Below are 22,631 nucleotides of genomic sequence, written 5' to 3' on the forward strand. Positions count from 1 at the left end.
GAGTCGCAAAAATATAGGAAGCTGTCACAAAAGCGAAACTATTGGCTGTTGATCAGGATTCGTTGCGCGGAAGGTGTTGCTTTTACTCACCTTTATGTATTATCAAACAATGAAATATTTATGATACTGAAAACGGTAAAACTCTTTCTGATTGGCCTTACAACGGTTTTTTTGGTGAGTTGTGACTCTGATGAAAAAACTGCAAAGGTTCAAATCAGTTTAACGGATGCTCCTGGCGATTATCAGGAGGTAAACGTTGACATTCAAGGAGTGGAAGTTCATGTTGGTGAAGACGAAAATTCTGGCTGGAAATCTCTGGCTGTTGATAAAGGGGTATATAATCTTCTTGAACTGACAAACGGACTCGATACCTTATTGGGAGAGATTGAAATACCTGCTGGTAAAATTTCTCAAGTACGATTAATACTCGGTGATGAAAACACTATTAAAGTAAATGGTGAAGTTTTTGACTTGGGCACTCCAAGCGCACAACAGTCCGGTTTAAAATTACAAGTACATCAAACTTTGGCAGAAGGAATAACCTATAAAATTCTTTTGGACTTTGATGTTGCGCGTTCCATTGTAACAACAGGAAATGGAAGCTATAAATTGAAACCTGTTATCCGCACTATTACTGAAGCGCAAGACGGAGCGATCAAAGGAATTGTGGTTCCTGCCGAATCTACTCCGGCCATTTATGCGATCAGCGGAATTGATACGGTGGGTACAACTTATACTGATGCTTCAGGAAATTTCTTGATAAGAGGTTTACCAACCGGTTCGTACGTTGTTTCGTTTGAACCAAACGTAAAATATCTTTCAACACAAAAAGAAGGTGTACAAGTGTCTGTTGGGAGCGTTACAGATCTAGGTACAGTTACACTAGGCCTTGATTAGAACCAGGTATATATCTGTATTAAAAGAGGCTCGCCATTGTGACAAGCCTCTTTTTTTTATCGTACCAGGTTTAGAAAAGTAGAACCCAAATTGTCAGCAATAATTTTTTTATAGCGGACACTTTTACGGTAATCAGTTGTCAGAAACTCATTCCATACCTGATCCCAATCTGTCTGCTTAGCCATAATAAACCCAAGCTCTTCAGCACTTCCGAGATCTACATCGTGCCTTTTTACAGGAAGTTTTTTACGGACCACACCAACATACTCGGTGAAATCCAGAATGGAAAATACCTTGGTGTTGGAAGAAAGATTTTTAATGACGCTTTCGCTTGATGGAGCGTATACTACATTTAGCTGTGGATAATATTGTTTCTTGATTTTATCGATATACTTCACATGTGTGCTTCCGGTAATTACTTGGGCCGTAAAACCTTGAAAGGTTTTTGGAAGATCTTCTAATTTGGTTAATGCTGGCGTCTTTTGATTGGTGAGCAACACCAACTGCGTTGTCATAAAAGGAGGACTGAACTTCATAATTTTTTTCCGCTCATCCGTGATGCTGGTGTTGGTTACTCCGAGAATGTTTGGCGTTGATTGCGAGACTTTAAGGAAGGTCGAGAAATCATGTTCTTCACCTGCATAGTTAATGGTGAGGTTTGCTCCGTGTTTTGCCTTTATGTATTCGGCAAAATCAGAGAGTATATCTACGCAAACACCCTTCATCTTACCGTTCACATTTTGAATAAGACCTGCTTGATCATAGTATACAATCGTTAGCATTCCTGATCCTTTCGATTTTACTTTCGACCAACTGTCTCCGGTATATTTTTGAGCTATAGAAGATATACTGAACACAAAGCTCAGCAACACTAAACTAAAATACTTCATAAGGGGTGATATAGGATACATTATCTATCGCTAAGATAAGGGAAATGCCAACACACCAAAATTATATAGCATTTTGTTTCGAACGGATAAACCGTTTATCGATCCATTGTAATATCAGAATGAAGGCGATGCCAAACAGAGCGACTCCTTTGTAGCGAGATATACCTTCAAGAAATCCTGCCTGAAGTTTAAATTCCGTCATTGAAATAGATACGATCAAAGTAACGATGAGTAAAAAGATTCCGGCACACATCCAGAAATATTCGCGCTTTGCCGATTGAGCTTGTTGTTGCTTAATTTTACCGATTACCTTGGCAGCAAAGGAAGCTGGCAAAACAAAATCAGGCTCCTTTTCAAGTACGCTGAAAATTCGCCGGTAAATTTTTTCATCAGCGTCATTGCCTGTAACAGGCAATCCAGCTTCAATTTTTTCCTGTATAGTTTTATCTGCTTCACTCATAACCATTCTTCTTTAACACTATATTTCTTTACTTTCTCTTTTAAGAGTGTTCGTGCTCTGAAAATATAATTTTTTACTGTGCCCCCTGGCATATTGGTAACTGCTCCGATCTCGTCATACGTCATTCCTTCCTGATGATAAAGTATCAAAACTGTTTTATAGTTCACAGGAAGTTCATCCACCAATTTTAATACAAAAACGTCCAAATCTTTTTCTTCCATTAATGATTCAGGACTTTCTTCATTCACAAAATACGCAGAGAAACTTTCCTCTTCGGGTATTTCACTGAACGGTATTTTATTCTTTCGCATGTGGTTGATCGCATGGCGATACGCAATGGTTGCGATCCACGTGGAAAGTTTAGATTGAAAATTAAACTCTCCAAGCTTTTCATATACTTTCAAGAATACATCCTGACAAAGTTCTTCACGCTCTTCGTCATTTTTCACTAGCCTGCTAATCATATGCGCAACAAGCCTTTCATGCTGTCGTATCAACTGCGTGAAGGCTTGCATATCTCCTCGTATAATTCTAGAGATTAGCGTCCGGTCGTCTATCATTGGGTTGTTAGACAGGTGTAGATTAAAAGATGTTGCAGGAAAATAGTAAAATGTTTTAGAGTCAAAATATCAAAACCTTAGTATTCCGAAAGTTTTAAAATTCCTGCAACATCTTGTCCTGGACCTGTGTCTTACGCCATAAAACAATTCGAAAACTTTAACACATACAATATTATGGAACACGTACTCATGCCCATCGCAATTTTTGGAAGCTTCGGAACAACCCTGTATTTCTTCACGAAAGTGCTTACAGACTATATTCTTAAAAAGAAGATGATTGATAAAGGTTTTGTGAACGAAGAGAGCCAATCTATTTTTAAAGATTATAGCGCAGAGAATAAGTATTCATCTTTGAAGTGGGGGTTGATCGCTTTCTTCTCCGGCATCTCATTAATCCTTATGGATTACCTGGATGTTCGTCCTGACTCAACGCTTCCATACGGAATTTTTGCAGTTGCTTTATCCCTTGGATTTCTAATCTATTACTTCCTGGTAAAGAAATTTACCAAGTAATCGCGAAGTATATCTTCTCTTTTCAAAGACTTTCTCATTTTCATTTCATTTTTATGATCAGGAATTATATCCAGGTTGCTCTGCGCAGCTTGCGCAGGCATAAATTTTTTTCATTCATTAATATTTTTGGTCTCGCGATCAGTATGTCTGTTTGCCTTGGCATTATGATGTTGGTCGCAGATCAAATGATGGCCGATCGCTATAATACAAAACGTGATCGGATATATCGCGTGGTTACTCGTTACCTTAATGCAGACGGATCTACATCCGGCAATGATTACGCTACATCGCCACAACCTATAGCTCAATCTCTTTTAGATGATTATACCGGAGTTTCGAAAGCTGTTCGTATTCGCAGAAAGTTTGGAAACAATTGGATGGAGTTAGACCCGGGGCGAGATGTAAACATTCCATTGTCAGGATTTTTTGTGGATGCTGATGCATTGGATGTTTTTGAATATGAGCTGGAGCATGGAGATCCCAAAACAGCTCTAAGAGATCCATACTCTGTTGTTCTTACAAAGAAAGCTGCCAGAAAATTATTCAAGGTTAGCAATCCTGTAGGGGAAGTAATCAAGGTAGGAAAGCTCGGTGAGTATAAAGTCACAGGTATCATAAAAGAGTCCAATCACAAATCACATATTGTCTTCGAAGGATTAGCGTCCTATTCCACTATTAAAAGTTTAGAGGCCGACAGTACTTTTGAAAGCAGTGATTCAGGGTGGGATAATTTTACGTCCGGATGGGTTTATCTTTTATTGGAGGAAGGACATTCTCCTCAAGAAATTGAAAGCCATTTGAACGATATCGTTAAAAAACGAGAAGCAAAAAATGGTGACAAAAAAAGTGAACGTACAACGAAGTATTATCTTCAGAATATTTCCAGCATAACACCAGGAGCGTTCATTAATAATCCCATTGGTCCATTTATGCCAATGATCTTTGTTTACTTTTTCGGTGGACTTGCGCTCATCATTATGATAACGTCTTGTTTTAACTATACCAATCTTTCAATCGCTCGTGCATTAACGCGCGCGAAAGAAATTGGTGTGAGAAAAGTGAACGGTGCACATCGCTATCAAATATTTGTACAATTTATTTCTGAAGCAGTTGTTATAGCACTCTTCGCGTTGGGGTTAGCTCTCTTATTTTTACAAGTTGTAAAACCGTTCATGCTAAACCTTCGCTTCGCCCAAGCATTGAAATGGGATCTCGAAGAAAATGTTTATGTATATATAGTCTTCTTGTTGTTCAGCATTTGCATCGGATTGTTTGCAGGTTTTTTTCCCGCTGTAATACTTTCAAAATTTCAACCGGCAAAAGTGTTGAAGAATATAGGAGGGATGAAGCTGCTCTCAAAAATGGGCTTGCGTAAATCTTTGCTTGTCGTGCAGTTTAGCCTTTCATTAATTTTCATAATCTCTGTTCTTATACTGTACAACCAACTTCAACTTTTTGTACGGGCCGATCATGGTTTCGATATGGCAAACAAGATCAGCATTCAGCTAAACAACACATCTTATACAACACTGAAAGCGCAACTTGCTACCTATAGCAATATCGAAAATATATCTGCAGCATCGCATATACCTGCAACCGGCATTACATATGGCGATGATTTCAAAAAGGGAACAAGCGATAAAGATGTTGTGATGGTAGACTACTTCAGCGTAGATGAGCAATACTTAGACAATATGAATATAGCATTGTTGGCAGGTACGAATTTTGATCCACAGGCCGTTGAAAAAAATAAGCGCTCCGTTATTCTTAATGAAGAGGCTGTAAAGAGTTTTCATCTTAACTCGCCGCACGATGCCATCGGAGAATTTATCTATTTGAATTCGGACTCCTCAAAATTTGAGATCATTGGTGTTGTAAAAAATTACAATCACCAGATGATGGTGAGCAAAGTTCAAGCGATGGCGTTACGCTATAATCCTGATGAATTTTATACACTGCAGGTAAAGTATACGGGAAGTCATGAAGATGCAGTGAAGAACATTGAATCTGCCTGGGCAAAAATCAATCCGTCTCTTAAAATTGACTATAAGAATTTCGATGAAGAGATCCGCTCGTTTTACAAAACTATATTCAGCGACTTTGTGAACATCATTGGTGTGATCGCTTTTATGGCTATCGTTATTTCATGTCTTGGTTTGTTAGGGATGGCTACGTATGCGACAGAAACAAGACTAAAAGAAATTTCAATTCGTAAAGTTTTAGGATCAAGCGATGGTGCACTAGTGCTGCTACTTTCCAAAGGTTTCGCTTCATTACTTGCTATAGCAATTGTTCTTGCTGTGCCGGCTGCATGGTTCATCAATAATTTATGGTTACAGCTAATAGCCTATAGGACCGAGTTAAGCATTGGCGTGATTGGAACAAGTGTATTAATTCTGATTTTGCTGGGAGGCATTACGATCGGATCGCAAACTATTCGAGCAGCATTCGCCAATCCTGTTGATAACTTAAAAAACGATTAGGCTTCAGCAATACATACTATACTAATTTCTGCGCAGCCATTTTGTTTAAGCACATGAGCGCATGCTTCAATAGTGGCTCCTGTTGTTATTACGTCATCCACCAGAAGGATCCTTTTACCTCTTACCGTAAGAGGATCTTTCACGTGGAAAACTTCACTTACATTTTGCCAGCGATTGAGTTTTGATTTCTTCGTTTGCGTTTCAGTTTTAATTTTCCTGGAAAGGATTCCATCCGAAAAAGGCACGCTAAGCTTTTGAGATAAGCCTTCTGCAAACTTTGCACTCTGATTATAACCACGCTTTCTCTTTCGCGAAGCATGAAGCGGAACAGGAATTATCAGATCAGACTTTTCCATTTCCGAATCCTGAATTCTTTGTCCTAACACTTTGCCCAGCATAATACCCACCTCTGGTCTGTTTTTATATTTCAACGCATGAAGCAAATGTTGAACACGACTGCTTTTGGCAAACTTAAAAAGAGCCACGGCATGTGTTAATTCAAATCGATTCGATAGTCTTACCTGAAGTGAGTTTTGGATTTCCTTGTGGTGATTGGTTTGAGGCATTTCCAATATACAACGCGTGCAAACCAAGTCTTCACCTTTTGCCAATGAATCAGAACACGCAACACAACAATTTGGAAAGAATAGAGAAACGAAATCCGAGAATAATTCGGTGATCAAAGAATTAGCCATTTTAGAAATATATTTGCCTGCAACTGTGTTTCTTAAAAATAATAAATCAAAAATAAATTATGGGACTCGTTCAGGACTTTAATACATATCGTAGTAAAATGAATGACAAGATCATGGACTCTGATAGCCTGATCATTAAACGAATATTCAACTTAGATACAAATGCTTATGCGGAAGGGCATCTTGATGTAAAATCAAAAGAGCTCATCGGGTTAACTTGTTCACTCGTTCTTCGCTGCGATGATTGCGTTCGTTATCATTTGGGTAAATGTAAAGAGGTTGGATTTTCTACTGAAGAAGTTCACGAGGCGATGGGAGTTGCAACACTTGTTGGCGGTACAATAGTAATTCCACACTTGCGCAGAGCGTTTGAATATTGGGAGGAACTTCAAAATGTTTAAAAGAGATTTAGACTTAGAACGTACTTGGGCAGCATTACTTTCTGGCATTGAAAGCATGCTCGGAAAAAGACCGAAAGATTTAAATGCTGTTCTTTTTTTGATTGGTGTGCAGGAGCTTGGAAGAGGCAAAAAAGTTTTCAGCAAGGAAGAGAAGCAAGACTTAATGCACATTGGTATTTGCAAAGTGTTGAGTTATTCCGGCTACTATATTTTAGAAGGTTTAGATAAAGAGGGCTGGCCGCATTGGAAACTAATAAAAAAGCTGCCACACTTTGATTTGCTGGAACAAGAGAAACTTCTAAAAATGCATGTGATTGAATACTTCGAAAAAGAGTTTGACTGGTTAAAGCCGGAGCACATTCAATAGCCATTGTTCGGTTTATACTATCGCTTTGCTTTGAAGATTACGAGCGGCTATCTTAGAAGCTTCTCAACTTTAAATCAGGTTGTTGCGTTTTGATAATAAACGGATAAATATATGGGAGCGGGTGTAGAGCAGATTCATGAAAAGATAAAAGCTTTCAGGAGAAAGTACTATCTCAACATTTTTATAAGAGGCGCAATTTTGTCTCTTTCAATTCTCACATCGTATTTTCTTATAGCCACATTGATTGAATATAATCTGTGGTTAAGTCCCTGGGCCAGGTTCCTGATTTTCTTTACCTTTTTTGCTGTCGCTATATTTTGTACGTACAGATTTTTAAAAGAACCACTGAGTTGGTGGATCGTGAAACGTGGGCTGGACGAAGAGCAGAGTGCTAAAATTATCGGAACGCATTTGCCTTCAGTAAATGACCGCCTTCTTAACCTGATCCAACTTCAATCTGCTAAAAGTGACTCTGCTTTAATCTACGCCAGCATCGAACAGAAATCACAGGATTTCGCTCCTATACAATTCGATACATTTATTGATATCAGGGAGAATAAAAAGTACCTGACATACTTGGTGCTCCCTTTTGTTGCAATTTTTGCCATCATCATTTTCAACAGCAGTATTCTTACACTTAGCACGCAACGCATTGTAAATTTTACACAGCAGTATTCTCCTCAGGCTCCATTTAAATTTCTTGTTTCCGAAAAATCATTGACTGCATTTTACAATGAAGATTTACCTGTTACTCTCACTTTAGATGGCCAAGCTATACCGGAAGACGCTTACATCATATCCGGTAATCAGAGAATAAAACTTGATCATAAAGGCAATGGCGAATTCGTATATACATTTGAGAATGTTCAAGCTGAATTTGACTTTCAAATAGAAGCAGCTGGTTTTTTCTCAGAAGTGTTCCACGTTTCACTTATTAATAGACCTGAACTAACACAGTTTAACGTTGAGTTAGAATATCCGCGTTATCTGCAGCGTCAACCCGAGAAAATTATCAATTCTGGTAACTTGGAAATTCCTGAAGGAACAAAGGTTCACTGGAATCTTTCAACAGTAAATGCAGAAAAGGCGTCCATATTATTCCTATCAGATAATATCTCGAACGCATTTCAATCACCTGATAACCAATCATTTAACTTCCAAAAAGAATTCCGCAATCCGGATCAGTATGAAATTCTTCTGGAGAATGACAAGAGTAAAAACAGAGAGAAAATCTCATATCGTGTTGATGTTGTGAAAGATCAATATCCACAAATTTCAGTCAACAATTTTAAAGACTCAATTTTATATCAACGTGTCGTTTTAGGAGGATCTCTCGCAGATGACTATGGTATTACCCAATTGGCTCTTCATTTCAGAATAAGGAATGAGAACCAAAAAGAGATATTATCAAGGTCAATTAATATTCCGATCTCTAAGGGCCAAAACCAACAGAGCTTCTTTTATAATTGGTCTGTCGATTCTTTGAAACTTAATCCCGGAGAGCAATTAGAATACTATTTGCAAGTTTGGGATAACGATGGTGTTAATGGACGGAAATCGACAAAGACTGGTTATTATACATTCTTACTTCCTTCCAAAGACAATCTGGTCACTGAAATCAATAATTCACAGAGCCAGACTGAGCAAAAAATCAATCAGAGTGAAACTAAAGCGAATAAGCTTCAAGACCAGATTGAGCAAGCTCATCAAAAGCTAAAAGGCAAACAAAATCTTGACTGGCAAGATAAAAAGATGCTGGATGATATCATTCAGCAAAAACAAAGCCTTGATCAGATGCTTGAGCAAATGAAAGAGGAAAATAAAATGCTTGAACAGAAGAAAGAAGCCTTCACGAAGCAAGACGAACGGATTCGCGAGAAAGCAGAGCAAATTCAGAAGCTTATGAATGAACTGCTTGACGAAGAAACCAAAAAGCTATTTGAAGAGCTTCAAAAGCTCTTAAAGGAAAATGCAGATGTTTCTAAGCTTCAAAAAGTACTCGATAAGCTTAACCAAAACACAAACAACTTAGAAAAGGAGCTTGAGCGCACACTGGAGCTTTTCAAACAACTCCAATACGATTATAAGCTTGATCAAACAATTGAAGATTTAAAGAAGCAGGTCAAAGACCAAAAATCATTGCTTGAAAAAACTGAATCTCTTGAAAAAGACAAATCAGGAAAAGATCAAAAGGGAGAAAACAATAAGGATCAGCAAAAGAATGAAGGCGGTAAAGACCAGCCTAATAACGAGAATAGCAAAGACCAACAGAAAGGTGAGAATCAAAAATCAGAAAGTCAGAAGTTAGCCCAGGAACAAGAAAAGCAAAACGAGGAGTTTAAAAAGACTTCTGAAAAGATAGAGGATCTTAAAAAGCTAGGCGAAGAATTAGACAAGAACGAAGAGTTACCCTCACAGGAGGATACCGAGGAAACCCAGCAGGAACAAGAGGAAAGCAAGGAGATGTTAGAGCAAAATCAACCTTCAAAATCTAAGACTCCTCAACAGAAATCCATTCAAAAGATGGAAAAAATGCAACAGCAGATGGAAGGTGCTCAAAGTGCCATGGAAATGGAAATGGATATGGAGAACATGGAATCTCTGCGTCAGGTTATTCATGGTCTCGTAAAGCTTTCTTTTGATCAAGAGAATCTCATGAAAAATCTTGCTGAATTAAACCAGAGTGATCCTCGCTTTAACACCCTTGCTCAACAACAACTCAAATTGAAGGATGATGCAAGAGTTTTGGAAGACAGTCTACTTGCACTTGGTAAGCGTGATCCTTTTATGGGCTCCGTTGTTACAAAGGAAGTTGGTGAACTGAACGATCACCTTGACAAAGTAATTGAAGCGAACCGCGAACGGAAAAGACCTCAAGCATCTACGGAAATGCAGGCAAGTATGACTTCAATCAATAATCTTGCTTTGCTTCTAGATGATCACTTTGATATGATGATGCAAATGATGGCAAACGCAAAGCCATCGATGGGTAAGTCAAAGAAGAAAGGACAAAAGCCTAGCCTCAGTCAAATGCAGCAACAACTCAATCAAAAGATCCAAGAATTAAAAGGAAGTGGTAAATCAGGACGGCAGTTATCTGAAGAGTTAGCAGAAATGGCTGCAGAACAAGAACGAATTAGGAAAGCACTTCAGGAAATGCAGGAAAAGATGAAAGAAGGAGGTAAAGCTCCCGGAGGAGACTTACCTGCAAAAATGGAACAGACAGAGATGGATCTTGTTAATAAACAATTGACAGACCAGCTTATCAGACGTCAACAAGATATCTTGACTCGTATGCTTGAAACTGAAAAGTCACAGCGTGAACAAGACATGGATGAAGAGCGTAAAGGAGAGACGGCCAAGGACTATGACAAAGAAATGCCTAAGGCTTTTGAAGAATATTTGCGACTCAAGGAAAAAGAAGTAGAATTGCTAAAAACAGTTCCACCCAAGTTATACCCGTACTATAAGAAAGAAGTAGGGGAGTATTTTAAACGAATGAGCAACCAATAACAGGATTTACGGCACATGAACACGATCAGCATCCAGGTTCCATCCTTAATGGAGAACATTAGAATGATTGAAAGCTTTATTGACAATGCAAAGGAACGTTTTCATCTAGATGATGACATATACGGCAACATTATGATTGCCGTAACCGAAGCCGTCAACAATGCTATTAAACATGGTAATGCCAGTGACAAATCTAAGAACGTCCATTTAAGCTTATCCTTGGACGACAGCATGATTAAATTTGTTATTAAAGACGAAGGCCAGGGCTTTAATTATCAAAACCTGCCGGATCCTACGGCACCAGAAAATATTGAGAAGCCAGGAGGGCGTGGAATCTTTTTAATGAAACATCTTTCTGATGAAGTCGACTTCAAAGATGCTGGCCGTGTAGTAGAACTCAGTTTTTATGTAAACTCCTAATGGCTTCAATTCGATTCTTTACAGAAGACGTCAAATTCAAACTCCCTCACCCAAGAAAGACTTCCCGTTGGATTAAAGAGGCAATCGTAAAAGAGCGTAAGACTCTTGGCAACTTAAACTTCATCTTCTGCTCCGACAATTACCTCCGGGAGATCAACATCCAATATCTCAATCACACAACCTTTACCGACATCGTAACCTTTGACACAAGCGAAGTGAAAGGATCAATTGACGGGGATATCTTTATTAGTATAGACAGAGTAGAGGAAAACGCGCTTAATTTTCAAGCAGAGCCAGATCACGAGCTTCATCGCGTTATCATTCACGGAGTTCTTCACTTAGTAGGTTATTCTGACAAGTCTCCAGGCAAGAAGCTTGTGATGAGAAAAAAGGAAGACACTTATCTATCTTTGCGCTAAGTTCCACGTGAAACCTAATGAGATTATGAAGAATACCGTTCCACGTGGAACAAAATGTGGAAATGTGGATGAATTTTGTGGGCAACTTTTCGTTCCACGTGGAACTTTATCAATAGACACTTTCTTAAAGTAAACATGATGTTTTCAGAGTACGATGTAATAGTTGTTGGGGCAGGGCATGCTGGTTGTGAAGCAGCGCATGCTGCCTCAACTATGGGGTCAAAGGTTCTTCTTATTACTATGAATATGAACACCATTGCGCAGATGTCCTGTAACCCAGCAATGGGGGGTGTAGCCAAAGGTCAAATAGTAAGAGAAATAGACGCCCTAGGTGGTTTGTCGGGAATCATATCTGACAAATCCATGATCCAATTCAGGATGTTAAATCGATCAAAGGGCCCTGCGATGTGGAGTCCCCGTACCCAAAATGACAGAATGCGATTCTCAGAAGAATGGCGTTTGGCCCTTGAAAGAACACCAAATCTGGATTTCTGGCAAGAAATGGTAAAAGAGATTCTTGTAGAGGATGGAAGGACTGTAGGCGTGCGCACTAACCTGGGGATAGAAATCAGATCTAAATCTGTAGTACTTACCAATGGAACATTCTTAAACGGCAAGATTCATATTGGTGAGAAAAGCTTTGGTGGAGGTCGCGCAGCTGAGAATGCAGCTACAGGAATAACAGAACAGCTCATATCCTTGGGACTTGAAGCTGGAAGAATGAAGACAGGAACGCCGCCGCGCATCGATGGTAGAAGCCTCGACTATTCTAAAATGGAAGAACAGCCAGGAGATGAAAACCCAGGCAAATTCTCATACAGTGATACCCAACCGTTGCAAAAACAAGCCAGCTGCTGGATTACATATACAAATGATACCGTCCATGATGAATTGAAAAAGGGATTTGAAAAGTCACCTATGTTTCAAGGTAGGATAAAAGGATTGGGTCCGAGGTACTGTCCTTCCATTGAAGACAAGATAAATCGGTTTGCTGAACGTGAACGCCATCAGATATTCGTAGAGCCGGAAGGATGGAACACTGTAGAGATATATGTAAACGGATTCTCTACTTCACTTCCAGAAGACGTACAGTACCGTGCCTTAACCAAGATACCCGGATTTGAAAAAGCCAAAATGTTCCGCCCAGGCTATGCAATAGAATATGACTTCTTTCCGCCAACACAGTTAAACCTAAGTCTTGAAACACAACTCATTCAAAACTTATACTTCGCAGGACAGATCAATGGTACCACCGGCTATGAAGAGGCGGCCTGTCAAGGCCTCATGGCAGGAATAAATGCGCACAACAAAGCGCATGGAAAAGAGCCCTTTGTGTTAAAGAGATCTGAAGCATACATTGGGGTTCTGATAGACGACCTTGTGAATAAAGGCACTCAAGAACCATATCGCATGTTTACCTCCCGTGCCGAGTATAGAATCCTGCTCAGGCAGGATAACGCAGATATAAGGCTAACCGAGTTAGGCCACCAATTGGGCTTAGCATCAGATGACAGATTAAAGTCAGTATTGGACAAAAAGCAGGACGTTCAAACACTTCTTCAACAGTTAAAAAAATACAAAGTTGATCCCGCAGATGTCAACGAAAGCCTAACTGGTTTCAATACCTCTGGTATATCAGAGAAAGTGAATATTGCACATCTCCTAAAAAGGCCTCAACTCACAATGAAAGAAGTAAAAACATTTGGTCAAGATGTAAGCGATTTACTGGATCAATACACCATTGAAGTACAAGAGCAGGCAGAGATCATCATCAAGTATGAAAATTACATAGAGCGAGAACAACAACTAGCTGAAAAGATTGGAAGCCTCGAGGATTATAAAATTAAAAATGATTTTGACTACGATCGAGTAAAAGCACTATCTCTAGAGGCTCGAGAAAAACTAAAAAAGATAAAACCGGAAACACTCGGCCAGGCAACCAGGATCAGTGGAGTATCACCATCCGATATTTCTGTATTAACTATTTACCTAGGAAAATGATAAGCATTAAACTCTGCCCAGTTTGCAACGCTTCAAACTTCACAAATCAAATTAACTGCACAGACAACACCGTATCCCATGAGAAATTTGCAGTTATCAAATGCAATACATGCGCACTTCTAATTACAAGCCCAAGACCAGACGATAGCAGTATAGGAGAATACTATCTATCGGAAGACTATATCTCGCACTCCGCCAAAGCAAAAAGTGCTATTGATAAGATATACTTGATCGCCCGAAACTATACACTTGAATGGAAACAGAAGTTATTAAAACAGCACTCACAAAAAGGAGCCGGTAAAATACTCGACTACGGATGTGGTACTGGAACATTCCTCCAATCGTGCAGAAACTATGGGTGGAATGTTTTCGGTGTTGAACCATCTGATTTAGCGAGGAAAGAAGCAGAAAACTCAGTCCAACAAACTGTATATCAGTCACTTAATTCTTTACAGGAAGATTCATTTGATATTATAACCCTGTGGCATGTCCTGGAACACGTTCCAGACCTCGATAACACAATTCAACAATTAAGATCCAAGCTGGCAAACACTGGCACAATGTTTATTGCTGTACCAAATCATTCGAGCTGGGATGGAAGCAATTACAAAGAAGATTGGGCTGGATATGACGTCCCAAGACATCTGTGGCATTTTTCACGTGAAAACATGAGCATGCTCATGAAGAAAAACGGTCTGAGAGTCGAGCGTACAATACCAATGAAACTCGATTCATTTTATATTTCTCTTCTCAGCGAAAAATACAGACGAGGCACGAACACAATAGGAGGTATGCTCTCTGCAGTTATTAATGGAATGAAATCTAATATGCTTGCCAGAAAGACTGGCGAATATTCTAGCCTGATTTATATAATTAAGAAATGAGTTTCCGAAGAAATCTACACTGGTTAATCTATCCTCTTTTCATACTTTCTTGCGCAAGACAGACATCACCAACCGGTGGTCCAAAAGATACAATACCACCAATACTTGTCAGATCATTCCCTGCTAAGCAACAAATCAACTTTAAAGGAGACAAAATAGAATTACTCTTTAATGAGATGGTAGCTGTCAGTAATCCGAAAGAGCAAGTTATAATCACGCCAGATGTAGGTAAAGATTACGAGATAACCGCCAACAAAAATAAAGTTAGCCTTACGCTTAAAAACAAATTAAAAGACAGCACAACATACTCTTTCAACTTTAGAGACGCAGTGCAAGATATCACCGAAAAAAATCCAGCTGTAAATCTAAAGTTGGCACTGAGTACGGGATCATATATCGATTCATTATATGTGCAAGGAAAGGTTTTTGATCCAATAAAAAACAAAGATCTAAAAGACATCACTGTAGCACTTTATCAAAGTGACACTTTCAATATATTAAAACACAAAGCTGTATATATAACAAAGAGCAATGAAAAGGGAGACTATATAATAGAGAACCTAAAACCCGGAACCTATTATATATATGCCATCGATGACAAGAACAGAAATTTGCTGATAGACAGCAAAACGGAAATCTACGGATACTTGACCGACAGCATCAACTTAAAAGCCAACGCAAAAGCCGTAACCATACCGTTGGTGAAACTTGACGCCAGAACGTTAAAATTTACTAACTCAAGACCGTACAATACTTACTTCAATATCAAGACTTCCAAGAATCTCAAGTCTTACAAACTCTCATCTCCAGCTGAAGTGATTCTCTCTTCATTCGGAGACGATCAGGCAAACATAAAAGTATACAACACCTTTGACGCAAAGGATAGCGTTGCTGTAAGGTTCCAAGCATTAGACAGTATCAACAATACATTAGACACAACTCTTTACGCAAAATTTAATCAGCGTGAAGTAAAGCCCGAAGCGTTCACGATTAAATCCGAAGGCTTTAAAGTAATTGCCCACAAAGGAATCATCAAAGGAAAAATACAATTTAATAAACCACTGCTCGACATCAGATTCGACAGTATTATTTATAAAATAGACTCTATGAAGACTGTAACATTTTCACGTGAAAACATTTCGTGGGACAGCCTTCACAATAAACTCACATTAGAAAAAACATTTGACAAGATCCTGCTCGAAAAACCTAAAGAATCACAAATATCAGTTAATCAAAAACAACCACCTTCCAAACCTTCAAAAGATTCCAATCCAGCGCCTAAGAAAATAATAAACAATCAACTCTATATAGGTGACGCATCATTTATAAGTATTGAACTTGACAGCTCAAAAAGATTTGAAGAACAACTACGTCCACAAACTCTCGAAGAAAGCGGCATCTTATTTATTGAGATCGAAACCACACAACCTCATTATATAATAGAGTTGTTGGATAAAAATTTCAATATAGTTTCATCACAACGCGACATCAGAAAAACGAGCTTCGAAGACTTAACTCCAGGTGAATATCAAATCCGTCTGATAATAGATAAAAATAACGATGGCAAATGGTCACCAGGCAACTACTTAACCAAAGAGGAACCAGAACCAATCCGCTTTTATACCAACGAAAAGAGGTCCTCCGTTATAAATCTAAAGGCCAATTGGGAGGTAGGACCTTTGTTGATAAAGTATCCATAACTTGTTAATAAGTATTCATAACGTGGATGAAATCACTAAAAAATACGTTTCTAATAATTCTATCAACATCAATGTTTATACAAGTGATGTTACCAACATGCATTAACAATGCATATTGTCCACACGTTAAATACCCACACTAATTAACTATGTTAACAACTTCTCAATCATTTGATAAAGAGAACTTTAAAATGTAAATTAATTCTACATTCACTCAACACACCAAAAGGAGTTAAGTTTATCCACAATTCAACATGACTAATTATAAATACTATATATATAATATAATAAATACTATTAGTACCGGTAGATTCTTATTAACATTTCTCGTGCTCCTTTCAAGTTCATCTTTCGCACAGAATCAATCGGAAATACAACTCGCCAATGAATACCTTCTAAAAGGCGACAAAAAAAAAGCGGCCGAGCTTTATCGCGAGCTTTCAAAGCAGGATGTTAACAATTCTTTTATCTACAATAATTACATCAACACCATGCTTGACCTCGGTATCTACGATGAGGCCCAGGCGTACTTAAAAAAATTATTGAAGCGGGATCCTGACAATTTGCAATACAGGCTGGACGTAGGATTGATCTACGTGCGTTCAGGAGACCTCACACGAGCCGATCGTTACTTTCGCGACCTGATTGCCGAGAATAAGATGAACGTGCAGCGTATAAAGATAATGGCGGAATTCTTTTCATCGCGCTCGCTACTCGATTACGGGATAACAGCGCTCACCGAATGCCGAAATTTTTTAAACAATCCAAACCTGTTCAGTTTAGACCTTGCGATGCTTTACCGCCTGAAGGGAAACCAGGACAAAATGGTGCAGGAGTATCTGAATTATGTAACTCAAACTTCTGCGAACATTCAATATGTTAAAAATGTAATGCAAGCGTTGTTAACGGAACCAGAGGAGTTGACAAGTCTTGAAAAACTTTTGTACGACCGCGTTCAGGAATTTCCGGATGTTGAAGTTTACTCAGATCTTCTGATTTGGGTGACCATGCAGCAAAAAAATTTTTACGCATCGTTCATCCAGGCGCGTGCTTACGATAAACGATATAAACATGATGGCGAGAAAAGTATGGAGGTTGCTCGCGTAGCGCTTGACAATGAAGACTACGACAACGCAGCAAAAATTTATCGCTATATCATCCGTGAATATGCACGAACTCCAAATTACCTGATGGCGACTTTAGGACTCATCAGAACGCGAGAAGCCAGATTGAAAAAAGTATATCCTGTAAATGCCGACTCTGTTAAAACACTGGTGAGCGACTACCAAAAATTTATAAAGCAGTATCCGGAAAATACAAATGCGCTTGAAGCATCAAGGAGTGAAGCCTTGTTGTTCGCAAACTATCTTGATCAAAAAGATTCTGCCGTAAAAATTTTAAATAAACTCATCGCCAATCCCAGAACATCATTATACCTGAAGTCCAAAGCGAAATTAGATTTGGGAGATATATATCTTTTGAAAGGCGAACCCTGGGAGTCTTCACTTCTTTATTCACAAGTTGAAAAAACTCAAAAAGAAAATCCCGTTGGCTATGAGGCTAAACTTAGGAATGCAAAGCTTTCATATTACAAGGGAGATTTTCGACTGGCACAAGAACACCTCGATATTTTAAAAGAAGCAACGACACGCGAAATTGCAAATGACGCGCTCGACCTGAGTATGCGTATAAAAGAAAATATAGCGTTCGATTCTGTGGGTGAAGCTTTAAAGGAATATGCTTCTGTAGAATTAATGCTTTATCAAAACAAAACGGACGAAGCACTTCAACGCCTTGAAAAATTGAAGCAAGGTATTTCTGTTTCGGGAAAACCAATTTCGAATCAAACTATATTGGACGATGTATATTGGCTGGAGGCAAACATCCGAATGAAGCGCGGTCAATTTGAAAATGCGTTGACGCTTCTTCAAAAAATCAGAGACGAATTTCCGGATGACATTTTAACGGATGACGCTTATTTTTTACAAGGAGAAATTTATGAGCGTCAGCTAAAAGACAAAGAGAAGGCTATGGAAATTTATCGCGAATTCCTGAATAAATATCCGGGAAGCGTTTACGCAGCCGAGGCAAGAAAAAGATATCGTATTATGCGAGGCGATTTTTCTGATCAAACTCAGCCTCAATTTTAAAAAAAATTTAACGGCATGTACGCCACAATCATTAAAGGAATTTTCAAAACGAAACATTGAATAGCAGGGGTGGTAATTAGCCTTAACGCTAAGTCAATAGCTAAAAATTAAAAAGAGTAAGGCTTTCGTCTTACTCTTTTAATTCTGAAAAAAATTTATCGTGCTATTACGACTTTTTGTGTAACTGAGTGAAATCCACTTTTTGCCTTAACGATATATACACCATTTGGATATTCATTTGTGAAAAGCACTTCAGCATAACCGTCTTCATCTGTTGATGTTAACTTTCTCGTCAACTCATAACCTGACATATCTGTTAAACTGATTTCCACATGTGAATCTTCGTTGAAAGATCGGATGAGCACAGAGAATTCATTCTCCTGAACCGGATTTGGAGAAAGAACAAGCTGACCTTTCGGTGAATTCTCATCGATCTCAACAGAAACGGGTTTGAATGTTTTTGACAGACCGTTCCAATCTGTTTGACGTAATCTATAGTATGAAAGTCCGGTATAAGGAGTGTTGTCCCAGGCAGTATAGGTATGTTCATCATTGCTCGTGCCGTTGCCCGGAACTTTTAGTATACCCTGAAAAAATTCTCCGGTCCTTGAATTTTCAATCGTGAAGTAATCATTATTCAATTCGCTTGTAGTTGTCCACACGAGTTTAACTTTTCCATTCACTGCATACGCTTTGAAATTTTTTAGATTTATAGGCAAAGGATTGATTGGATCTTCCGATCCTAAAGTGAACGGGCTGAACGCTGTAATCAAATCACTTGTAAGTGTACCCGCACTTTGTGTTCCGGAAATAGAATTTCCGCCATGGTTAACCCAACGAGAACCGTCCCATCTTATAACACGAAGGTCCGCCCGTCCCGGACTACCAGCATTCGCGGACACACCACTTATTTCATCCCATGATAAAGTAACGGATGCATCGGTTATTCCTGAACGATTCAAAATCCAGTATTCAACATCACTGATAGTTTGTAGAGAACCGTCCTGACTGGAGCCATATGTATCGAGGGCACTCACGGGAAAATATTCTGCAGTAAATGTTGTTAATGGCGTATTCGTGGAAGTTATAGACAACGGACGAAGTGAAGCATTTTTTCCGATCGGAAAACTAAACGTACCCAATCCGTTTGTTCGCTTGCCAGCAGGGCCATCAATGTAAGTCGTATTAGTAACACCTGTGTAACTTCCACTCGTGCCAAAAATTATATACCCGGTACTTGATGTGTTAACAACACCGGCTATAAATGTCATTACATTTTCAACGACTACATTTTGTAATACGTTTTTGGATGAACCTCCATCAACAATTAGATTATATACCGAGTATTCATCATCGCCCATCAACTGCTGCGCAGTTGTACCATCCAGCGTTACTGTTCCTGAGCCGGCATTAAATATATTATTCTGCGTAAAATTTCCGATCAAACTTATTTGTTGACTTCCGGAAACAGATAGTGCACCGTTAACTACTATACCATAAGGAGCAATACCATCAGAACATTGATCAATACTTCCAGCACCCGATAACGTAACGGTAGCATCCTCAATAATTACAAGTTCCTTGACAACTACGGCGGCAGAGATGTTTGGCTGAAATGTAGTGCTTCGAATTTTTATCCGGTCTCGTGCTCCGCATGAAGGAACAACACTACCAGACCAGTTTGCCGCAGTAAACCAGTCTGTCTCATTTCCTGCAGAACCACCAAGCCAGGTAATCAAAACTTCGCTTGCACCAATATCGGGTACAGCGAGGCGCTGCGCGCCATCAATATCTTCTGTTACAACCGATGCACCCTGATCAACAATATTGTCATCAACAACGCTCGAGCCATCTTCCGGAATCCGCAGATCTCCATTTGCAAGAGAAATAAATTTTCCATTTGGTGATGATGCTATTGTACCAAGATCCGAGAATTTGGAATTCGCATCCGAGAACCCTTGCCAGCCTGAAAAATCATAGCTTGTTGAATTAATTAAACCTGTAGTAGCGGAGTTGCCCGAATAAAGCAAATTGTAATCCGATGATGATGTATTGAAATTGGCGAGACTACTAGTCCCGATTGCAAAGTGACTACCACCACCCGTGCGATTATTGAAAAGTATATTGCTGCGAATATCAGCTGGAGAACTTGATGCTCGAAAAAAACTAAAAGTGTTGTCTAGATTACCTCCGGCACCAGTTCCTGTAACAACCACCGAATTTGCAAAAATGGAAATCGGAGATGTGTTGTCCACAGAATTATATATACCGAAGATACCCGCATCTGTTGTAATGGCATCGCCAAGTGCGATCATGTTGTTTACAACACTAAGGCTAACATCAGAACTTCCAATTAATATACCGGCTATCGTTGTGAAATCCGATGTCGTATTAATGTTACTGATCGTGTTCCTTTGAACAGTTACAACATTTCCGCCAACACTTATACCAGCTGCAGTATGCTCAACACTCGATACACCCGAAACAGATAGATACCCGATTTTATTTTTATCGACATAACTCGCATTATCGCTTGTGTTTACATTAATGCCATTGATTTCATAAGAAGCAGGGCACGTAGTACAACCTCCTAAAGAAATTGTATTCGCCAAAGTGTTATCCGTTGGAGACCCTATTTCATTCTTAATAATATTGGCACGAACACCGGATGTACCGCTGTGAATTCCCGAGAATATATTTTGAACGGATGCCGGATTACTCGTAATGGAATTTTTTACAATTGTATTTTTTAAAATCGTGGAGTATGTAGTGCTCGACACATTTATATCAATTCCTCGGAATAATGCAGACGTGGTCGGGATCGCTGCTGTTCCGGAAACGGAAAAATTTTGAATTGTATTTCTCCGAATGATAACGGGTAGCGTACCCGCTGTTGAAATTCCTATCACCGAACCACCGGCATTGTCATCAACAACGGAAATATTTCCCGTGCCATTAGCTTGAGAACCTATATAATTATCTTCAATCGTACAGTTGCAATTATTTGCATATATACCGGTCAACAAAACGTCAGACGAAGAAGAAGTAGTGGTGGAAGAAATATTTGTAAGAACATTATCAGATATTTCAACCGTAACCGTTCCGGAACTCGGCTCAATCCAAATGAGGCGTGATCTGAAATAGGCAGAACTGTTTGAAGAAGTCCAAGGTATGCTGCTAATTTCTGCCAAAGGACTATCACCACCTATATAATTATTTCTAACATAAAATGTACCCGTACTGGTAATGTTAATGCCGTATATATCCTTGTTGGCTGTATTGCTTATCGCTGATGTCTGATAAATGGAATTATTTTCGATTGTCCAATTATCATTGTTTGTACTTAAAAAAATTCCTTTGCCGGAATTAACAGTCCCGTTTCCAAAAAAGAAATCATAGATTCTGTTGTTACGTGCTATATTATTTTGATTCGGATTGCCGAACGATCCTGAAGAATATAATCCATTTGAAGGTCGCAGGTTAGAATTTTTGATGTCACAATACTCAACTACGTTATTATTGTTTCCGCTACCTCCGAAAAAAACAACACCGCGGTTTACGGTTGCGTCATTGCCTTCGATAATTAGCGACCGTAAAGAATTATCCACTGCGCCACCTGTAAAACTGAACACTATACCTTCGCCTGCAGGGGTCGCATTTGTAAATGTATTTCGGAATGTTAGATATCGGTTTGAGTAATCAAAGCTTGCATCAGCAGGATTTCTTCCATCAAAAATTACCCGATCAGCTCCTGTGAATCGTATCAGCGCTAAGCCACCACCTGTATCGCCTGAAATTGTACGCATAACATTTGTATTCGGGCGGATGGTTAAAATAAATGGACCGCCGAATTCAGTGCGCTGATTTAAACTAACTGTGCCGGGCTCTACAATATCAGAGACGATGTTAACTGTTACGTTTCCATTCATCCCGCTTCCATTAATAGCATTGAATAATCCACTGGTACCAGTCAAATCAGGATACATTCCGCTAGTTCCGACAGTGATAGTCCCTGACAATTGAGCAAAAAGATGCGTCGAACTTGCCAGAAGCAAGCAGACGAAGAAATAAAGCCTTTTCATGTAAACAGTTTAAGATAACCCAACTCAAAGATAGATTTTTTTCCAACGCAATTCGAATGTTAGAGAAATCTGTCAAGGGTATCGAAACGTGGTATACAATACACTTTTAGCATTTGAAAATGATGACTTAAAGTATTTCCCTTCCTATTGAAAAATTAAGCAGATTTTGAAAAAAAGAGTAACCGGACTTATCAGA

Annotated in this window: 17 protein-coding genes; 12 read left to right on the top strand and 5 right to left on the bottom strand. The window is 39.0% G+C overall.

Features of this window, described 5'->3' with window-relative positions; translation table 11 throughout:
• Window positions 1-120: 120 nt before the first annotated feature.
• On the top strand, window positions 121-897 hold the full coding sequence (locus B5Y40_RS15465) for a DUF4382 domain-containing protein (RefSeq protein ID WP_079687697.1): 777 nt from the start codon (window positions 121-123) through the stop codon (window positions 895-897).
• Between the two features lie 56 nt (window positions 898-953).
• Here the strand turns inward: B5Y40_RS15465 and B5Y40_RS15470 are convergent, their stop codons facing one another.
• From B5Y40_RS15470 to B5Y40_RS15480, 3 genes are all read right to left on the bottom strand, one after another.
• On the bottom strand, window positions 954-1,787 hold the full coding sequence (locus B5Y40_RS15470; protein ID WP_159453715.1) for a substrate-binding periplasmic protein: 834 nt from the start codon (window positions 1,785-1,787) through the stop codon (window positions 954-956).
• Window positions 1,788-1,848: 61 nt separating this feature from the next.
• On the bottom strand, window positions 1,849-2,247 hold the full coding sequence (locus B5Y40_RS15475; RefSeq protein ID WP_143785785.1) for a hypothetical protein: 399 nt from the start codon (window positions 2,245-2,247) through the stop codon (window positions 1,849-1,851).
• A complete protein-coding gene (locus B5Y40_RS15480) occupies window positions 2,244-2,807 on the bottom strand; it encodes an RNA polymerase sigma factor (RefSeq protein WP_079687700.1) in 564 nt (187 codons plus the stop codon). Before B5Y40_RS15480 ends, B5Y40_RS15475 begins: the two co-directional genes overlap by 4 nt.
• A gap of 174 nt (window positions 2,808-2,981) precedes the next feature.
• On the opposite strand from B5Y40_RS15480, the gene B5Y40_RS15485 reads away from it, so the two are divergent.
• Both B5Y40_RS15485 and B5Y40_RS15490 read left to right on the top strand, forming a co-directional pair.
• On the top strand, window positions 2,982-3,320 hold the full coding sequence (locus tag B5Y40_RS15485; RefSeq protein ID WP_079687701.1) for a DUF6249 domain-containing protein: 339 nt from the start codon (window positions 2,982-2,984) through the stop codon (window positions 3,318-3,320).
• 53 nt (window positions 3,321-3,373) lie between these two features.
• Window positions 3,374-5,803 carry an ABC transporter permease gene (locus B5Y40_RS15490; RefSeq protein ID WP_079687702.1) on the top strand — a complete coding sequence of 810 codons (2,430 nt, stop codon included), beginning with the start codon at window positions 3,374-3,376 and terminating at the stop codon, window positions 5,801-5,803.
• On the opposite strand, the gene B5Y40_RS15495 is transcribed toward B5Y40_RS15490, so the two are convergent.
• A complete protein-coding gene (locus B5Y40_RS15495; RefSeq protein WP_079687703.1) occupies window positions 5,800-6,498 on the bottom strand; it encodes a ComF family protein in 699 nt (232 codons plus the stop codon). The genes B5Y40_RS15490 and B5Y40_RS15495 overlap by 4 nt on opposite strands.
• A gap of 59 nt (window positions 6,499-6,557) precedes the next feature.
• Between B5Y40_RS15495 and B5Y40_RS15500 the strand changes: the two genes are divergently transcribed.
• The 9 genes from B5Y40_RS15500 to B5Y40_RS15540 all read left to right on the top strand — a co-directional run bounded on the left by B5Y40_RS15500 (window position 6,558) and on the right by B5Y40_RS15540 (window position 18,353).
• A complete protein-coding gene (locus tag B5Y40_RS15500; RefSeq protein ID WP_079687704.1) occupies window positions 6,558-6,899 on the top strand; it encodes a carboxymuconolactone decarboxylase family protein in 342 nt (113 codons plus the stop codon).
• Window positions 6,892-7,266 carry a hypothetical protein gene (locus B5Y40_RS15505; RefSeq protein WP_079687705.1) on the top strand — a complete coding sequence of 125 codons (375 nt, stop codon included), beginning with the start codon at window positions 6,892-6,894 and terminating at the stop codon, window positions 7,264-7,266. The genes B5Y40_RS15500 and B5Y40_RS15505 overlap by 8 nt, the downstream gene beginning before the upstream one ends.
• A 111-nt stretch (window positions 7,267-7,377) precedes the next feature.
• The gene (locus B5Y40_RS15510) at window positions 7,378-10,779 is read left to right on the top strand and encodes a DUF4175 family protein (protein WP_245840569.1); all 3,402 of its coding nucleotides are present in this window, start codon (window positions 7,378-7,380) and stop codon (window positions 10,777-10,779) included.
• A gap of 15 nt (window positions 10,780-10,794) precedes the next feature.
• Window positions 10,795-11,199 carry an ATP-binding protein gene (locus tag B5Y40_RS15515; RefSeq protein ID WP_079687706.1) on the top strand — a complete coding sequence of 135 codons (405 nt, stop codon included), beginning with the start codon at window positions 10,795-10,797 and terminating at the stop codon, window positions 11,197-11,199.
• The gene (gene ybeY, locus B5Y40_RS15520) at window positions 11,199-11,618 is read left to right on the top strand and encodes an rRNA maturation RNase YbeY (RefSeq protein WP_079687707.1); all 420 of its coding nucleotides are present in this window, start codon (window positions 11,199-11,201) and stop codon (window positions 11,616-11,618) included. Before B5Y40_RS15515 ends, ybeY begins: the two co-directional genes overlap by 1 nt.
• A gap of 138 nt (window positions 11,619-11,756) precedes the next feature.
• Window positions 11,757-13,619 (top strand): tRNA uridine-5-carboxymethylaminomethyl(34) synthesis enzyme MnmG, encoded by a 1,863-nt coding sequence (gene mnmG, locus B5Y40_RS15525; RefSeq protein WP_079687708.1) that lies wholly within the window; start codon window positions 11,757-11,759, stop codon window positions 13,617-13,619.
• Window positions 13,616-14,503: a class I SAM-dependent methyltransferase gene (locus B5Y40_RS15530; RefSeq protein WP_079687709.1), complete on the top strand. Its 888-nt coding sequence runs from the start codon at window positions 13,616-13,618 to the stop codon at window positions 14,501-14,503. The genes mnmG and B5Y40_RS15530 overlap by 4 nt, the downstream gene beginning before the upstream one ends.
• Window positions 14,500-16,203: an Ig-like domain-containing protein gene (locus tag B5Y40_RS15535; protein WP_079687710.1), complete on the top strand. Its 1,704-nt coding sequence runs from the start codon at window positions 14,500-14,502 to the stop codon at window positions 16,201-16,203. The genes B5Y40_RS15530 and B5Y40_RS15535 overlap by 4 nt, the downstream gene beginning before the upstream one ends.
• A gap of 254 nt (window positions 16,204-16,457) precedes the next feature.
• The gene (locus B5Y40_RS15540) at window positions 16,458-18,353 is read left to right on the top strand and encodes a tetratricopeptide repeat protein (RefSeq protein ID WP_079687711.1); all 1,896 of its coding nucleotides are present in this window, start codon (window positions 16,458-16,460) and stop codon (window positions 18,351-18,353) included.
• 155 nt (window positions 18,354-18,508) lie between these two features.
• Here B5Y40_RS15540 and B5Y40_RS15545 read toward each other — a convergent pair whose 3' ends face one another.
• Window positions 18,509-22,435: a T9SS type A sorting domain-containing protein gene (locus B5Y40_RS15545; RefSeq protein ID WP_079687712.1), complete on the bottom strand. Its 3,927-nt coding sequence runs from the start codon at window positions 22,433-22,435 to the stop codon at window positions 18,509-18,511.
• Window positions 22,436-22,631 lie beyond the last annotated feature (196 nt).

The sequence above is a fragment of the Ohtaekwangia koreensis genome (assembly GCF_900167975.1).
GTDB classification, from domain to species: domain Bacteria; phylum Bacteroidota; class Bacteroidia; order Cytophagales; family Cyclobacteriaceae; genus Ohtaekwangia; species Ohtaekwangia koreensis.

What these genes read in the sequence shown, in the direction of transcription:
- B5Y40_RS15465 (WP_079687697.1), top strand. Translation starts at nt 121, where the DNA reads ATGATACTGAAAACGGTAAAACTCTTTCTGATTGGCCTTACAACGGTT.
- B5Y40_RS15470 (WP_159453715.1), bottom strand. Translation starts at nt 1,787, where the DNA reads ATGAAGTATTTTAGTTTAGTGTTGCTGAGCTTTGTGTTCAGTATATCT.
- B5Y40_RS15475 (WP_143785785.1), bottom strand. Translation starts at nt 2,247, where the DNA reads ATGAGTGAAGCAGATAAAACTATACAGGAAAAAATTGAAGCTGGATTG.
- B5Y40_RS15480 (WP_079687700.1), bottom strand. Translation starts at nt 2,807, where the DNA reads ATGATAGACGACCGGACGCTAATCTCTAGAATTATACGAGGAGATATG.
- B5Y40_RS15485 (WP_079687701.1), top strand. Translation starts at nt 2,982, where the DNA reads ATGGAACACGTACTCATGCCCATCGCAATTTTTGGAAGCTTCGGAACA.
- B5Y40_RS15490 (WP_079687702.1), top strand. Translation starts at nt 3,374, where the DNA reads ATGATCAGGAATTATATCCAGGTTGCTCTGCGCAGCTTGCGCAGGCAT.
- B5Y40_RS15495 (WP_079687703.1), bottom strand. Translation starts at nt 6,498, where the DNA reads ATGGCTAATTCTTTGATCACCGAATTATTCTCGGATTTCGTTTCTCTA.
- B5Y40_RS15500 (WP_079687704.1), top strand. Translation starts at nt 6,558, where the DNA reads ATGGGACTCGTTCAGGACTTTAATACATATCGTAGTAAAATGAATGAC.
- B5Y40_RS15505 (WP_079687705.1), top strand. Translation starts at nt 6,892, where the DNA reads ATGTTTAAAAGAGATTTAGACTTAGAACGTACTTGGGCAGCATTACTT.
- B5Y40_RS15510 (WP_245840569.1), top strand. Translation starts at nt 7,378, where the DNA reads ATGGGAGCGGGTGTAGAGCAGATTCATGAAAAGATAAAAGCTTTCAGG.
- B5Y40_RS15515 (WP_079687706.1), top strand. Translation starts at nt 10,795, where the DNA reads ATGAACACGATCAGCATCCAGGTTCCATCCTTAATGGAGAACATTAGA.
- ybeY (WP_079687707.1), top strand. Translation starts at nt 11,199, where the DNA reads ATGGCTTCAATTCGATTCTTTACAGAAGACGTCAAATTCAAACTCCCT.
- mnmG (WP_079687708.1), top strand. Translation starts at nt 11,757, where the DNA reads ATGTTTTCAGAGTACGATGTAATAGTTGTTGGGGCAGGGCATGCTGGT.
- B5Y40_RS15530 (WP_079687709.1), top strand. Translation starts at nt 13,616, where the DNA reads ATGATAAGCATTAAACTCTGCCCAGTTTGCAACGCTTCAAACTTCACA.
- B5Y40_RS15535 (WP_079687710.1), top strand. Translation starts at nt 14,500, where the DNA reads ATGAGTTTCCGAAGAAATCTACACTGGTTAATCTATCCTCTTTTCATA.
- B5Y40_RS15540 (WP_079687711.1), top strand. Translation starts at nt 16,458, where the DNA reads ATGACTAATTATAAATACTATATATATAATATAATAAATACTATTAGT.
- B5Y40_RS15545 (WP_079687712.1), bottom strand. Translation starts at nt 22,435, where the DNA reads ATGAAAAGGCTTTATTTCTTCGTCTGCTTGCTTCTGGCAAGTTCGACG.